This window comes from Bradyrhizobium sp. F1.4.3 (genome assembly GCF_040548375.1).
Lineage (GTDB): Bacteria > Pseudomonadota > Alphaproteobacteria > Rhizobiales > Xanthobacteraceae > Bradyrhizobium.
The window spans coordinates 76588-90725 of the sequence record NZ_JBEPRN010000009.1 but is presented as its reverse complement, the minus strand read 5'-3'; the positions used below and the strand labels follow the sequence as shown (position 1 = coordinate 90725).

Here is a 14138-nt window from a genome sequence, read left to right as displayed (position 1 = left end):
CCGGATCTGGCCGCGATCACGCGCTTGTGTGGTTGCATCATAAAACCATGTGCCCTAGATGGCAAGCGTAGTTTCATTATGCAACCACTGGAGGCGAGCGTGAGGCTCAAGAACAAGACGGCACTGATCACCGGCGGCAACAGCGGCATCGGACTTGCGACGGCAAAGCTGTTCGTCGCGGAAGGCGCGAAGGTGGTGATCACCGGGCGCAACAGGGAGACGCTGGAGGCCGCCGCGAAGGAACTCGGCCCGAATGCGCTCGCGCTCGTTGCCGATGCGACCGACATCGCCGCGACCGAAGCCGCGATCAAGCAGGGCACTGAGAAGTTCGGCAAACTGGACATCGTCTTCGCCAATGCCGGCATCCCCGGCGGCACGCCGCTCGGCTCGGCGACGCTGGAGACTTTTGAAAAAGTCATCAGCACGAACTTGACCGGCGTATTCTTCACCGTGCAGTCCGCGCTGCCCTATCTCAACGACAACGCCTCGATCATTCTCAACGGCTCGGTGATCTCAGTGCTCGGCATTCCCGGCTACTCGGCTTACGGTGCCGCGAAGGCAGGCGTGCGCGCGATGGCGCGGATCATGGCCTCGGAACTGTCGCCGCGCGGCATCCGCGTCAACGTTGTTGCGCCCGGTGCGATCCGCACGCCGATCTGGGGCGCTGCGATTGCAACACCCGAAGCGGAGAAGGCGTTCGAGAAGCGGATCGCGCTGTCGACGCCGCTCGGCCGCATTGGTGAACCAGACCACATTTCGAAGACGGTACTGTTCCTCGCCTCGGATGATGCCGCACACATTCAGGGACAGGAGATCTTCGTCGATGGCGGCGCGGTTGCGTCTCCGAGCGGCGCGCCGATCTATCGCGGTTGATCAATTCAGATGCAAATTGAATCGATCGGCACGCCAGAGGCGGTTGTGCCGATCGGTTCCCTCATCTTGCGAGATGTATTCTCTGAAGCCTGCGTGATGCGTTGAACCTTCGCGCACGCTGCCAAGACCTTTTTACGGGCAGGGGGTCATGAGACCCATTTTAAGGGAGCCCGTGATGCCAAAGGCAGCTGGTATTTTTTCTCCGATTTCAGCACCGCGTATTTACACCGAAAGATCCGCCGTTCCGGCCAAGCGCTCTGACACGTCCAAGCGCTCCGACGCGTCAGAGTTCATCGGGGTCGCCCTCTTCTCCGGCATCGGGCTGTTCGTTTCGCTCGTTGCCGTCATCCTGGGCGTGCAGGGCGCCTGGTTTTAGCTTTGCGGAACGCCCGCCGGTCCATCAGCCGCCGCAGGCAATCTCACGGCGGCTGATGATGTCGGCGTGCCTCAGGCCGCGCGCAGGCTCGTTGCCGCCTGGAGCGCGTTCGCGAGCGACTTCTCGCGATGCTCCGGGCCAACCTGGATACCGTCGGCGAAGATGAATTCGGGGTTGGTGACGCCGATGAAGCCGAACACCCAGCGCAAATACGTTTCGAGATGCTCGCCGACCGCAGCAGGCGTGCCCGCGCCATAATAGCCGCCGCGCGAGATCGCCACGATCACGCGCTTGCCACCGGCAAGACCCTGCGGACCGTTCGCGTCATATTTGAACGTCTTCCCTGCCACCAGGACGCGGTCGATCCAGGCCTTGAGTTGGCTCGGGATCGTAAAATTGTACATCGGTGCGCCGATCACGACGATGTCGGCATCGAGGAACTCGTTCAGCACGACCGCGCTCGCGGCAAGGTCGGGTCCGAGTTCCGCCGGCGCCGGCGCACCTTGCGCGGCCGCGAGGTGCGATCCGGAGAGGTGGGCGAGCGGGGTCTGGGTCAGGTCGCGATAGACGATGTCGAGCGACGGCGTTGAGTGCCGGAGACGGTCGACGATGGCGGCGGAAACCTGCCGGCTGACGGAGTGGGGGCCGAGCACGCTGGAGTCGATATGGAGCAGTTTCATTGAGGTCACCCATGGTATATGTTTGTAACCAGAGCTACATGAGTGACTGTCGAAATCTCCGCAAGAACGCACTTTTTTGAGCCATGGGCACATTATTGAAACCTGCACACATCGATTTGCCTGCCGCGCGGACGCTGGATCGCGACCATGCCGACTGCCGCGGCGTCGCCTCGATCCTCGCGCGCGTCGGCGACAAATGGAGCGTGTTCGTCATCATGATGCTGAGTGACGGACCAAAGCGCTTCAACGAGCTCAAGCGCATGATCAACGGCATCTCGCAGCGGATGCTGACCTTGACGCTGCGTGGGCTCGAGCGCGACGGCCTCGTCACGCGCACGATCTTCCCAACCATCCCGCCGCGCGTGGATTACGAGCTGACCGATCTCGGCCGCGGGCTCCAGCTGCCGGTGAAGGCGCTCGGAGCGTGGGCGTTCGAGCACCAGGAGCAGATCGCGGCGGCGCGGACTCGGTTCGACGAGCGCAATCCATAGCGTTTTCGAGCGAACTGGAGACCGCTTCGCGTTAAGAAAGCGCGTCAAAAAATATCTAAAGCAGCGACACCAATCCGCCGCCATGGCGTTCGAGCCGGCCGGCGAGCTCGAGCTCCAGCAGCACCGTGCGCACGATCGCGGGCGACGCACCGGACATTCTCACGAGGTCGTCGATCGAGATCGGCGCCGGGCCGAGCAGGCTCGTTATCTGGTCGCGGTCGTGTCCTTGCGGATCGCTCTCGAACGGCTCGCTGTCGGGCTCACCGGCCGGATGCATCACCGGCCGTTCCATGATCGGCTCGACCGCATGGATGATGTCGGCAGCCTCGGTGACGAGCGTTGCGCCCTGCTTGATCAGATCATTGGTGCCGGCCGCACGCGGATCGAGCGGGGAGCCGGGGACTGCGAACACCTCGCGGCCCTGTTCGCCGGCCATGCGCGCGGTGATCAGCGAGCCCGAGCGATGCGCCGCTTCCACCACGACCACGCCGAGCGAAGCGCCGGAGATCAGCCGGTTGCGGCGGGGAAAATCGCGGGCGCGCGGCTCATGGCCGAGCGGCATCTCGGAGATCGCGGCTCCCTTCCGGTCGAGGATAGCTGCGAGCAGATCACCGTGCTCGGGCGGATAAATGCAGTCATGGCCGCCGGCGAGCACGGCGACAGTGCCGCTTTCGACGCTCGCGCGATGCGCGGCCTGGTCGACGCCGCGCGCGAGCCCCGAGATGACGACAAAGCCGGCCTCGCCGAGCTCGCGGGCCAACAGGCCGGCGAATTTCAAGCCGGCGCCGGAGGCGTTGCGCGAGCCGACGATCGCGATCATCGGCCGCATCAAAGTCGCGCTGTCGCCGCGCACGGCGAGCAGCGGCGGCGCGTCGTCGAGCGTCGCCAGCCGATCCGGATAACCAAGTTCGCCCGGCGCGAGCCAGGCGATGCCGAGCTTTCGGCTCGCGGCCAATTCGGCCCTGGCCTCATCCGCGCTACAGATGCGTCCCGATCGCTGGGCGCCGCCGTGGCGCGCCAGATCGGGCAGACGCTCCAGCGCGGCACGCGGGTTGCCGAAATGATCGACCAGCGAACGGAAAGTACGCGGCCCGACATTGTCGCTGCGGATCAGCCGCATGCGGTCGATCCGGTCGGCTTCGGTCAGCTCCACGCTTGAATTGATAGCGTCCACGGCGGCTCCTTGCCGGCGTAGTTTGGAACAACCTAAGAGCGTGGGCAACAGGGGCGTGCTTGCAAACCGAAGTAGAGGAGAAATGGAGCAGCGCACTGCCCCATTCCTCGGGTCTGAGGTCCAAGTCCATATGACGCTGCGAGGGCATGTACTTAAAAAACCGATTAACCCACGAAGTAACGTGTCCGGTCTGACTTCGAGAACGGGCACAAGCAGTTCGCCCCAGCTAGGCAGCTATGGGGCCATAAGCAAAAGTCGGCGATACTATTCGATGACTTCGTCCGCGCGCACCTGCACCGCCTGAGGTATCTCGAGGCCGAGTGCCTTGGCGGTCTTCAGGTTTATGACTGTCTTGAACTGCGTCGGCTGCTCGATCGGGATGTCAGCCGGGTTCGCGCCCTTCAATATCTTGTCAACGAAAACAGTTGCATGGCGAAACATGGCGGTGAAGTCTACCCCGTATCCGACCAGCGCGCCTCCCCGGGACGCGACGATGGGTGCGGCGATTGATGGCACGTGGCACTTGTCGACAATCGCCGCGACCAACGACGAATTGGTGACGAACGCATTGGCGTCCGTGATCACGAGACCGTCCACAGCGGCGGAGCCGGCGGTTGAAAGCGCATCGCCGGGGTCGCCGGGAATGCTGACCTCGATCGGTCGCAGCTCCACCTTCATGGCCTGCGCTGCCTTCATCATGGCACTCATTGTGCCGTCGTTGAGGGGGTTGCCGCGCTGCAACAGCACCCCTGCACGGCTCATCGAAGGAGCGATGCTGGCAAGAACCTCCAGCCGCTTCGCGGCAAGTTCTGTCAGGAAAAAGGTCTGTCCAGTCATGTTGCCGCCGGGATGAGCCATGCTGGCGGCAAGGCCCAAGGTCACCAGATCTGGACCCACAATGATCACGATTGGAATTGTGGTCGTTGCATGGTGTGCGGCAAGAACTCCGGGAAACGTGGCTGTCACGAGAACGTCGACGCCGAGGGCGACCAGTTCGACGGCCAGCGCCGACAGCCGGGTATCGTCGCCATCGGCGTCACGATACTCAACGTGGACGTTCTCGCCCTCGATCCAGCCGAGACCGCGAAGCGCAACGAGAAATGCGTCGACCTCCGAATTGCGGGGTGGGGGGAGGAAAAGGCCGATCCGCGGGATGCGCTTGCCTTGCTGAGCGCGCGCCGCCGTGGCCCACGCCCATGCCCCGCCCGACAAAGTGATGAATTCGCGTCGTTTCATGCCACGTTTGATCTCTGATACTCAGGCGGAGAGGCGCATTTTTCGACATTGGTCCAACCAGGTCAATGACCAGGTTGAGTCAGAAAGCACAGTGGCTGGGTGGTGCGCTCAGGCCTGCTTGCGCGACCACCTGGCGATGCTAAAAGCAAGGCCCATACCAAGGGTTTTGCCATGATCTCACTTGCCGACCTCCAGCGCCGCATCGAAGCCGGCGGCCTCTCGCCCGATACGGCGATCGCGCAATCGCTCGCGGCGATCGAGGCCAAGGAGAAGGACATCCACGCCTTCGTCCGTCACGACACCTCCGCGAAGGCGCAGGCTTCCGGCCCGCTGCGCGGCATCGCGGTCGGCATCAAGGACATCATCGACACCGCCGATTTCCCGACCGAAATGGGCTCGGAGATCTATCGCGGCTGGCAGCCGCGGAGCGATGCGCCGGTCGTGATGATGCTGAAGCGGGCCGGGGCCACCATCATCGGCAAGACCACGACCACGGCGTTCGCCTCGCGTGATCCGACGCCGACGCTCAATCCGCACAATGTCGGCCATACGCCGGGCGGTTCGTCCTCGGGCTCGGCGGCCGCCGTCGGCGCCGGCATGATCCCGCTGGCGCTGGGCACCCAGACCGGCGGCTCGGTGATCCGGCCCGCCGCCTATTGCGGCGCCGCTGCGATCAAACCGTCGTTCCGGATGCTGCCGACGGTCGGCGTCAAATGCTATTCTTGGGCGCTCGACACGGTTGGCCTGTTCGGCGCCCGCGCGGAGGATCTTGCGCGCGGATTGTCGGCGATGACGGGGCGTGCCGAATTCTCCGGCATCGTCGCGGCGAAGTCGCCGCGCATTGGCGTGGTCAGGCAGGAGTTTGCCGAAGCCGTGGAGCCGTCAGCCGAGCAGGGGCTGCAAGCCGCGATCAAGGCGGCCGAGCGCGCCGGCGCAAGCGTGCAGACAATCGATCTGCCCGAAGCGGTGCAGGAGGCCTGGCGCATCCATCCGATCATTCAGGATTTTGAGGCGCATCGCGCGCTGGCCTGGGAGTTTGACGAGCATCACGACGAGATCGCGCCGATGCTGCGCGCCAGCCTCGATGAGACGGTCGGACTGACGCCGAAGGAATATGACGACGCGCGTCGGGTCGCCCGTCGTGGCCGCCGCGAGCTTGGCGAGCTGTTCGAGGGGTTCGACGTGCTGCTGACCTATTCGGCGCCGGGTACCGCGCCGGCCAAGGAGCTCGCCTCGACCGGCTCCCCTCGCTACAACCGGCTCTGGACGCTGATGGGCAACCCCTGCGTCAACGTGCCGGTGCTGAAGGTCGGCGGCCTGCCGATCGGCGTGCAGGTAATCGCGCGCTTCGGCAATGACGCGCGCGCGCTTGCGGCGGCGTGGTTCCTGGAGGATGCGCTGGCGAAATCAGGCTAGCGCGGGTTCGGTCGCGCGGTCGCTCGGCATATGCCGCGCGGCGGGGGCATTTACACCTTGCCCGAGCCAGCGCTCGGCGGCTTCGCGGCCACTCCGGTGCAACAGGCGGATGAAGCCGCGGCCGAGGTCTGCCGATGAGCGCTGCGCCAGGCCTTCGATCGAATCTTCCGCGGCGATCCTGAACAGCCGCAGCGAGGGTGCAGCGTGCGATCGCGCCCATTCGATCGCGGCGATCTCGGCATTGAGGCCGGCATTCGCTGCGATCTGGTCGAGCCGGCGGTCGATGGCGGCGAGTGTGATCGGCACATAGCTGTCGCGGGACGGGGTGACCTGGACCAGCAGCACGTCCGTCGCCGCCGTCTCCTCCACCAGCTTCACAAGCGGCGGGTTGCCGCCAAAACCGCCGTCCCAATAGCCCTCGCCGTCGATCTCGACGGCGCAGTGAACCAAAGGCGGGCAGGTCGAGGCGAGCGCGACGTCGGCAGTAATCGCGTCATTGCGAAAGATCTGCTGCTGCCCGTCGCGGATCCGCGTCGCCGCGATCAGCAGTCTCGGGCACGTCGCATCGCGCAGCGCCGCAAAATTGATGTCGCGCGACAGCGCCTGCCGCAGCGGATCGAGATCGAACGGATCGAACTGGCCGGCGCGCAGCGTTGGCCCGAATGCGACCGAGCTTCCCGCCGGCGAGAAGCCGCCGACCAGCATCAGCGAGCGGAACGAGGCCTCGTGCATCAACCGGACCCAGAACCGGTTCAGCCGCGCGCGGGCGCCTTCGCGGCCGCCCTCGGCGAGGCCGCAAGCCAGCAGCAGCGCGTTGACGGCGCCGGCGCTGGCGCCGCTGATTGTGTCGATCTCGATCGACGGCTCTTCCAGCAGCCGCTCCAGCACGCCCCAGGTGAAGGCGGCAAAGCTGCCGCCGCCCTGGAGGGCCAGCGACAGTTTTTGCGGCGGCCATTGCTCGGAACGGACCTGGTTGCACGCGACAGGCGCGGCCGTGGCTACGACCTCGACCGGCGCCGGAGCTTGCACAACGGGATCGGGCGTCCGCACTGGTGGCGCGACAGGGACAGGCTTCGGTGCAGGAGGCGGCGAGGGGGCACTGGACCAGATATCCGTTGCCGAGAGCAGCCGGCTTGCCGCCGTGCGCGCAGCATCCTGCAAGCCACCCTCGTCATGCGCGCCGATGATCTTCTCGCTCATTCTGAGCAACCGCGTAACGCCATTTCCGCCGTCAGGATGACAGGCCTGGAACCCGTTCGCCATTCTGGCCGCGAGTCGGCTGCGAGTTGCAAACAGAAATTGGCATATAATGCGGAGGCGCCGCGGCAGTATCCGTACTTTTTCCGGTCTTAGGCCTTTAGGCCTTTTCGCCGATCCGGCTTTCCTTGCCCGATTGCAGCCGCTTGATGTTCTCGCGATGCGCGTAGAACAACAGCAGCGTCAGCACCACGGCCAGCGCTGCAAGCGCGAGGTGACCGAACCACCACAGGAACAGCGGCGTGATGAAGGACGCCACCAGCGCCGAGAGCGAGGAATAGCGGGTGGTCAAGGCGGTCGCGAGCCAGAGCAGGCAGAATACCACCGCGGCCGGCCAGAACAGTCCGAGCAGGATACCGATATAGACGGCGACACCCTTGCCGCCGCGGAACTTGAGCCAAACCGGGAAGAGATGGCCGAGGAAGGCGCCGAGCCCGGCCACCATCGCGGCATTGGGGCCGGCGATGTGGCCGGCGATCACCACCGCCGCGGTGCCCTTGAGGGCGTCGAACAGCAGGGTTGCCGCGGCAAGACCCTTGCGCCCCGTGCGCAGCACGTTGGTGGCGCCGATACTGCCGGAGCCGATCGAGCGCAGATCCTGCGTGCCGGCAAGTTTCGTCAGAATCAGCCCGAACGGAATCGAGCCGAAGAGGTAGCCGATGACGAAGGCCACCGGCAGGAATGCTTCAAGCCCCATCGCTGCATCTCCATATCGAACCGAGACGCCACGCATGATCCCGCACGTCAGACATGCTCATAGACCGTCCGCCCGCCGACAATGGTGCGCACCACGCGGCCTGTAAAGCGGGCTTCGTCGAACGGGGTGTTCTTGCACGGCGATTTGAGATCGGCGGGATCGACCACCCAGGGCGTATCGGGATCGATCACGATGACATCGGCCGGCGCGCCGGCGCGCAGGGTCCCACCGGGCAGGCCCAGGATCTCGGCCGGCCGCGTCGCCATCGCCCGGATCAGCGTCTTCAGGTCCAGTTCGCCATTGTGCACGAGCCGCAGGCCGGCCGGCAGCATGGTCTCGAGCCCAATGGCGCCAGGTGCTGCTTCCGCGAACGGCAGGCGCTTGACCTCGACGTCCTGTGGATTGTGGTCGGACATGATGACGTCGACCAGGCCGGAGGCCACCGCTGCGACCATCGCGCTGCGGTCGTCCTCGGTGCGCAGCGGCGGCGACAGTTTCAGGAAGGAGCGGTAGGGGCCGATGTCGTTCTCGTTCAAAGCAAGGTGGTTGATCGAGACCGAGGCGCTTACGGCGAGGCCGGCGTCGCGGGCGCGCTTCAGGACGTCGAGCGAGTCGATGCAAGACAGCGAGGCCGCGTGATAGCGCCCGCCGGTGAGCGCGACGAGGCGCATGTCGCGCTCCAGCATCACAGCCTCCGCCGCGTTCGGGATGCCCATCAGGCCAAGCCGGCTCGCGAACTCGCCTTCGTTCATCACGCCTTCGCCGACGAGATCGGGATCTTCGGTGTGATGCACGATCAGCGCGTCGAAATCGCGGGCGTAGGTCAGGGCGCGGCGCATCACCTGGGCGTTGGTGACGCTTCTGTCGCCGTCGCTGAAAGCGATGGCGCCTGCGGCCTTGAGCAGACCGAACTCGGTCATCTCCTCGCCGCGCATGCCCTTGGTGAGCGCGGCCATCGGCAGGATGTTGACGATCGCGGTGTCGCGGGCGCGGCGCATCACAAAGTCGACGGTCGCGGAATTGTCGATGACCGGCGAGGTCTCGGGCTGGCAGATGATGGTGGTGACGCCGCCGGTCGCGGCCGCCTGGCTCGCCGAGGCAAAGGTCTCACGATGGCTGAAGCCGGGCTCGCCGACGAAGGCGCGGATGTCGATCAGGCCAGGGGCGACGATCTTGCCGGAGCAGTTGACGACGTCGGTGCCCTCGGGGACGCCGGCAGCTCCAATGCCGCGGCGGGTCTCGCGAATGACGCCGTCGGCAATCAGGACATCTCCGGGGCCGTCGAAATCGCGCGAGGGATCGACGACGCGGGCGTTGGCAAGCAGGATGGGGCGGCGGTCAATCAGCATGAGCATCACGCGTTCGGCAGGTTGCGGGCGAGCGCTTCGAGCACGGCCATGCGCACGGCCACGCCCATCTCCACCTGTTCGCGGATCAGCGATTGCGCGCCGTCGGCGACTGCGGTGTCGATCTCGACGCCGCGGTTCATGGGACCGGGATGCATGACGAGCGCGTCAGGCTTGGCGTAAGCGAGCTTCTTCTGGTCCAGCCCGAAATAGTGGAAATACTCCGAGGTCGATGGCACGAAGGAGCCGTTCATGCGTTCGCGCTGGAGCCGCAGCATCATGACGATGTCCGCACCATTGAGCCCCTCGCGCATGTCGCGCGCAACCTCGACGCCCATCCGTTCGAGCCCCGGCGGCAGCAGTGTGGTGGGGCCAACCACGCGGATGCGGGCGCCCATGGTGTTGAGCAGGATGATGTTGGAGCGGGCGACGCGCGAATGCAGCACGTCGCCGCAGATCGCGACCACGAGCCCCTCGATCCGGCCCTTGTTGCGGCGGATGGTCAGCGCGTCGAGCAGCGCTTGCGTCGGATGCTCATGCGCGCCGTCGCCGGCATTGATCACGGAACCGTCAACCTTGCGGGCCAGCAGTTCCACCGCGCCGGAGGCGTGATGACGCACCACCAGGATATCCGGGTGCATGGCGTTCAGCGTCATTGCGGTGTCGACCAGCGTCTCGCCCTTTTTCATGGACGAGGAGGAGACCGACATGTTCATGACGTCGGCACCGAGGCGTTTTCCCGCCAGCTCGAACGAGGACTGGGTCCGGGTCGAGGCCTCGAAGAACAGGTTCACCTGCGTCCGTCCACGCAGGACGGTGCGCTTCTTGTCAACCTGGCGGTTGAGCTCGACATATTCTTCGGACAGGTCGAGGAGGCCGCTGATGTCGGCCGCGGAAAGGCCCTCGATGCCCAGCAAATGCCGGTGGCCGAGGACGAAGGTTGATTTTGATGTCATTAAAACGAGAGCTATAGGCGGGGATGGCTGGGGGGGCAAGGGCCAAAGCCGGGGCAGTGAGTTATCCCCTGATCTGTCGGTGCGGGCTCATCCTCTCCGTCATGCCCGGGCTTGTCCCGGGCATCCACGTTCTTGCGCTGTCGCCGCAAAAAGGGCGTGGATGGCCGGGACAAGCCCGGCCATGACGATGTGGGAGCTTCCGTTGAAAACTATTCTGACCGCGCTCTTGGCAGTAATGACGATCAGCGAAGCCCACGCCCAATCGCTCCCCGGCGGTTTCGTCTACCTTCGCGACATCGATCCGGGCATCATCCAGGACATCCGCTACGCGACCTCCAACAATTTCATCGGCCGTCCGATGAGCGGCTATGGGGCCGGCGAATGCGTGGTGAAGCGCGAGGTGGGGCTGCGGCTGAAGGCGGTCCAGCAGGAGCTGGCGGCGCAAAATTTGTCGCTGAAGATGTTCGACTGCTACCGCCCGGCGCGGGCGTCGCTCGACATGGTGAAGTGGTCGCAGAATGGCCGGGAGACGGCCGCCGAGCGGCGCTACAATCCGAAGATCGCCAAGACCGAGCTGTTTCGCCTCGGCTACATCGCGAGCCGCTCGCAGCACTCGACGGGTGCGGCGCTCGACCTGACCCTGGTCGATCTCAGGGCTGACAACTCCGCCAAATACGATCTGTCAAAAACCTATGCCGATTGCACGGCGCCGGTCGAGGCGCGAATACCGGAAGGCAGCGTGGACATGGGCACCGGCTATGACTGCACGGATGCGAAGGGACATACCGCAGCACCATCGATCACGCCGGACCAGCGCGCCTGGCGCAAGCGGCTGGTGGCCGCGATGGCGAAGCAAGGCTTTGTGAACTATTCGAAGGAGTGGTGGCATTTTTCCCTGCCGGGGGCGGGCGGGGCGGCCTATGATTTCCCGATCCAGCCGCGGCGGAACTGATTCCGGTCCGAGGAAGCAAAATGACCCAGCCGAGCTTCGCAACCCACGAGGTTTTCAACCAGTCGCCGCCGTTCGAAGATGTCGATCTCTTTGCTGTGGATCGGCCGCTGGTCGAGGCGGTGAAAGCCAATGGCGGCGCTGCGGCGGAACGGGAGCTGTCCGGGTTCGGCAAGCACTGGGGCTCGGCGGCGATGGCCGAGCGCGGACGCGTCGCGAACGAGAACACGCCGAAACTCCGCACCTTCGATTCCAAGGGCAACCGGCGCGACCAGGTCGAGTTTCATCCCGCCTATCACGAGCTGATGGCGCACAGCGCGCATGCGGGCGTGCACAATTCGACGTGGACCGTGGATGGAAAATCTGCGGGCGATGCCGCCGAGGTCGTTCGCGCGGCGAGGTTCTACATCGCCTCGCAGGTCGAGACCGGCCATCTTTGTCCGATCACGATGACGCGCGCCTCCGTCGCGGCGCTGGCGATGCAGCCTGGTCTGCTCGTCAAGGTGATGCCGGTGCTGTCGACCAAGAGCTACGATCCCACCTTCGCGCCGTGGCGGGAGAAGCGCGGCATGACGCTCGGCATGGGCATGACCGAGAAGCAGGGTGGCACCGACGTCCGCGCCAACATCACGCGCGCGGTGCGCGACGGGGACGCCTACCGGATCACCGGCCACAAATGGTTCATGTCGGCGCCGATGTGCGATGCGTTCCTGGTGCTGGCACAGGCCGACGAAGGACTGACCTGCTTCTTCATGCCGCGCTTTGCGCCGGATGGTTCCGTCAACGCAATCCAGTTCCAGCGGCTCAAGGACAAGCTCGGCAACCGCTCCAACGCCTCCTCCGAGGTCGAGTTTGTCGGCGCCTATGCCGAACGGGTCGGCGAGGCGGGCAAGGGCATCCGCACCATCATCCAGATGGTGCAGCTCACGCGGCAGGATTGCGCCATTGCCTCCGTCGGCCTGATGCGATCGGGGCTGGCGCACGCACTGCATCACGCGCGTCATCGCAGCGTGTTCCAAAAGCATCTCGCCGATCAGCCGCTGATGCAGGCCGTGCTGTCGGACATGGCGCTGCATGTGGAGGCGAGCATCGCGCTCGTCATGCGGCTCTGCCGCGCCTTCGACCGGACGCCGCACGATGCGGCGGAGGCGGCCTATATGCGGCTGCTGACGCCCGCGATCAAATACTGGACCTGCAAGAGTGCACCTGGCTTCCTCTACGAGGCGATGGAGTGCCTCGGCGGCAATGGCTATGTCGAGGACGGCATTTTGGCGCGCCACTACCGGGAGTCGCCGGTCAACGCGATCTGGGAAGGTTCTGGCAACGTGATGTGCCTCGACGTGCTCCGCGCGCTGGCGCGCGAGCCGGAGGCGGCGATGGCGGTGCTGCAATCGCTTGCCGCCGGGACGAAAGGGCTGCCCGGGGCGGGTGAGGCGGTCGCGCTCATGGGCAAGACCTTCCGCCGTGCGGACGGCGAGCGCGTCGCGCGGCTTGCGGTCGAGAAGCTGGCGTTGCTTGCCGCCGCGGCCGCGCTCAACAGTGTGTCCCCCCGTCACGCCGAACTGTTCGCCGCCACGCGTCTCGCCAGCAACCATGCCAGCATGTATGGCGCGGTGGAGCTGGAGAGCGGCGACATGCGTGCGCTGCTGGAGCGGGCGCTGCCTTGAGAGGGGCACAGTCTTTCCACACCGTCATGGCCGGGCTTGACCCGGCCATCCACGTCTTGCCGGGCGGCGTGAAGAGCGTGGATGCCCGGGACATCTGCGCGAAGACGCGCTTCGCGCTTTTGCCCGGGCATGACGACCTCTCGATAGTTCGCTGCTCCTAACGAAAGCCTTCAGATGGACTCCCTCAATCCCGACCATACGCCGCTGACCGTGACTCCCGCGGCGCCACGCGTCTGGAAATTCTGGGGCACGGCGTTGTGGGGGCTCTTCATCTTCGTCGCGATGTTCGTTGGACAGGTCGGCGCGATCCTGCTGCTGGCGGCGCTTCGCGACCTTCCTATCGACATGGCCTCGATCCAGCTCGTCGGCCGCGAGCCCCAGGCGCTCGCGCTGTCGGTGATCATGGGGCTGCCGGCGACGCTGGCCGCGGTGTGGCTCGCCATCCGCATCAAGAAGGCATCCTTCGTCGACTATCTCGCGCTGCGCTGGCCGTCCTGGACGCAACTCCTGCTCGGCGCCGTCGGTCTCGTCCTGCTCGTAATGGCCTGGGAGACGGTGTCGCGGAGCTTGGGGCGCGAGGCGACGCCGGGCTTCATGACCGATCTCCTGAAATCGGGCCGCGACAAGGGCGCCGCGCTGTTGCTGCTGTTTGCTTTCAGCGTGGCAGCGCCGATGTCGGAAGAAGTCCTCGCGCGGGGCTTCTTGTTTCGCGGCTGGTCGGCCAGCTTCCTGCGCGTGCCCGGCGCGATCATCCTGTCGTCGCTGGTGTGGACGGTGGTGCATCTGCAGTACGACATGTACTTCCTCGCCGAAGTCTTCTCCATCGGCGTATGGTTCGGCTACATGCGCCATCGCGCCAACTCGCTCTGGCTCACCATCGTGCTGCATGCGCTGAACAATCTGACGGCGGTGGTGCTGACGATGTGGCTGGGGAGCTAGCGAGGACGCTTGCGCCGACCGATCGCAATTGCCGGCTTGATGACCTGCCGGTATGTTAGGTAGAACCAGCGCTATCCTTCG

The 14138-nt window shown here is 65.3% G+C and carries 14 protein-coding genes; 7 read left to right on the top strand and 7 right to left on the bottom strand.

The features are described from left to right. The first annotated feature begins 99 nt into the window (after positions 1 to 99). A complete protein-coding gene (locus tag ABIB73_RS22830; protein WP_354227545.1) occupies positions 100 to 873 on the top strand; it encodes a glucose 1-dehydrogenase in 774 nt (257 codons plus the stop codon). Between the two features lie 175 nt (positions 874 to 1048). Further along, positions 1049 to 1249, top strand: coding sequence for a hypothetical protein (locus ABIB73_RS22825; RefSeq protein WP_354227543.1), 201 nt, complete (start codon positions 1049 to 1051; stop codon positions 1247 to 1249). Positions 1250 to 1320: 71 nt separating this feature from the next. On the opposite strand, the gene ABIB73_RS22820 is transcribed toward ABIB73_RS22825, so the two are convergent. After that, entirely contained in the window at positions 1321 to 1929 is a 609-nt protein-coding gene (locus tag ABIB73_RS22820; protein WP_354227541.1) for an FMN-dependent NADH-azoreductase, read from the bottom strand. An 83-nt stretch (positions 1930 to 2012) separates the two neighbouring features. Between ABIB73_RS22820 and ABIB73_RS22815 the strand changes: the two genes are divergently transcribed. Further along, on the top strand, positions 2013 to 2420 hold the full coding sequence (locus ABIB73_RS22815) for a winged helix-turn-helix transcriptional regulator (protein WP_354227540.1): 408 nt from the start codon (positions 2013 to 2015) through the stop codon (positions 2418 to 2420). Positions 2421 to 2475: 55 nt separating this feature from the next. Here ABIB73_RS22815 and dprA read toward each other — a convergent pair whose 3' ends face one another. Both dprA and ABIB73_RS22805 read right to left on the bottom strand, forming a co-directional pair. Beyond that, complete coding sequence (dprA, locus tag ABIB73_RS22810) at positions 2476 to 3594, bottom strand: DNA-processing protein DprA (RefSeq protein WP_354227538.1); 1119 nt, start codon at positions 3592 to 3594, stop codon at positions 2476 to 2478. 264 nt (positions 3595 to 3858) lie between these two features. Next, positions 3859 to 4830, bottom strand: coding sequence for an ABC transporter substrate-binding protein (locus tag ABIB73_RS22805; RefSeq protein ID WP_354227536.1), 972 nt, complete (start codon positions 4828 to 4830; stop codon positions 3859 to 3861). A gap of 171 nt (positions 4831 to 5001) precedes the next feature. On the opposite strand from ABIB73_RS22805, the gene ABIB73_RS22800 reads away from it, so the two are divergent. Further along, positions 5002 to 6246 (top strand): amidase, encoded by a 1245-nt coding sequence (locus ABIB73_RS22800; RefSeq protein WP_354227534.1) that lies wholly within the window; start codon positions 5002 to 5004, stop codon positions 6244 to 6246. Here the strand turns inward: ABIB73_RS22800 and ABIB73_RS22795 are convergent. The 4 genes from ABIB73_RS22795 to ABIB73_RS22780 form a co-directional block, all read right to left on the bottom strand. Continuing rightward, positions 6238 to 7446 (bottom strand): patatin-like phospholipase family protein, encoded by a 1209-nt coding sequence (locus ABIB73_RS22795; RefSeq protein WP_354227532.1) that lies wholly within the window; start codon positions 7444 to 7446, stop codon positions 6238 to 6240. The genes ABIB73_RS22800 and ABIB73_RS22795 overlap by 9 nt on opposite strands. Before the next feature lie 157 nt (positions 7447 to 7603). Next, positions 7604 to 8200, bottom strand: a complete 597-nt coding sequence (gene plsY, locus ABIB73_RS22790) for a glycerol-3-phosphate 1-O-acyltransferase PlsY (protein WP_354227530.1) — start codon at positions 8198 to 8200, stop codon at positions 7604 to 7606. Positions 8201 to 8247: 47 nt separating this feature from the next. Continuing rightward, complete coding sequence (locus ABIB73_RS22785) at positions 8248 to 9549, bottom strand: dihydroorotase (RefSeq protein ID WP_354227858.1); 1302 nt, start codon at positions 9547 to 9549, stop codon at positions 8248 to 8250. A 5-nt stretch (positions 9550 to 9554) separates the two neighbouring features. Then, positions 9555 to 10502 (bottom strand): aspartate carbamoyltransferase catalytic subunit, encoded by a 948-nt coding sequence (locus tag ABIB73_RS22780; RefSeq protein WP_354227528.1) that lies wholly within the window; start codon positions 10500 to 10502, stop codon positions 9555 to 9557. A 235-nt stretch (positions 10503 to 10737) separates the two neighbouring features. On the opposite strand from ABIB73_RS22780, the gene ABIB73_RS22775 reads away from it, so the two are divergent. From ABIB73_RS22775 to ABIB73_RS22765, 3 genes are all read left to right on the top strand, one after another. Next, positions 10738 to 11454: a M15 family metallopeptidase gene (locus ABIB73_RS22775; RefSeq protein ID WP_354227856.1), complete on the top strand. Its 717-nt coding sequence runs from the start codon at positions 10738 to 10740 to the stop codon at positions 11452 to 11454. A 20-nt stretch (positions 11455 to 11474) separates the two neighbouring features. Further along, the gene (locus ABIB73_RS22770) at positions 11475 to 13118 is read left to right on the top strand and encodes an acyl-CoA dehydrogenase family protein (protein ID WP_354227526.1); all 1644 of its coding nucleotides are present in this window, start codon (positions 11475 to 11477) and stop codon (positions 13116 to 13118) included. Between the two features lie 174 nt (positions 13119 to 13292). Further along, positions 13293 to 14057 (top strand): CPBP family intramembrane glutamic endopeptidase, encoded by a 765-nt coding sequence (locus ABIB73_RS22765; protein WP_354227524.1) that lies wholly within the window; start codon positions 13293 to 13295, stop codon positions 14055 to 14057. The last annotated feature ends 81 nt before the right edge of the window (positions 14058 to 14138 follow it).

Coding starts and splice junctions, on each gene's coding strand:
- ABIB73_RS22825 (WP_354227543.1), top strand. CDS start 1,049: ATGCCAAAGGCAGCTGGTATTTTTTCTCCGATTTCAGCACCGCGTATT.
- ABIB73_RS22820 (WP_354227541.1), bottom strand. CDS start 1,929: ATGAAACTGCTCCATATCGACTCCAGCGTGCTCGGCCCCCACTCCGTC.
- ABIB73_RS22815 (WP_354227540.1), top strand. CDS start 2,013: ATGGGCACATTATTGAAACCTGCACACATCGATTTGCCTGCCGCGCGG.
- ABIB73_RS22805 (WP_354227536.1), bottom strand. CDS start 4,830: ATGAAACGACGCGAATTCATCACTTTGTCGGGCGGGGCATGGGCGTGG.
- ABIB73_RS22800 (WP_354227534.1), top strand. CDS start 5,002: ATGATCTCACTTGCCGACCTCCAGCGCCGCATCGAAGCCGGCGGCCTC.
- ABIB73_RS22795 (WP_354227532.1), bottom strand. CDS start 7,446: ATGAGCGAGAAGATCATCGGCGCGCATGACGAGGGTGGCTTGCAGGAT.
- plsY (WP_354227530.1), bottom strand. CDS start 8,200: ATGGGGCTTGAAGCATTCCTGCCGGTGGCCTTCGTCATCGGCTACCTC.
- ABIB73_RS22785 (WP_354227858.1), bottom strand. CDS start 9,549: ATGCTGATTGACCGCCGCCCCATCCTGCTTGCCAACGCCCGCGTCGTC.
- ABIB73_RS22780 (WP_354227528.1), bottom strand. CDS start 10,502: ATGACATCAAAATCAACCTTCGTCCTCGGCCACCGGCATTTGCTGGGC.
- ABIB73_RS22775 (WP_354227856.1), top strand. CDS start 10,738: ATGACGATCAGCGAAGCCCACGCCCAATCGCTCCCCGGCGGTTTCGTC.
- ABIB73_RS22770 (WP_354227526.1), top strand. CDS start 11,475: ATGACCCAGCCGAGCTTCGCAACCCACGAGGTTTTCAACCAGTCGCCG.
- ABIB73_RS22765 (WP_354227524.1), top strand. CDS start 13,293: ATGGACTCCCTCAATCCCGACCATACGCCGCTGACCGTGACTCCCGCG.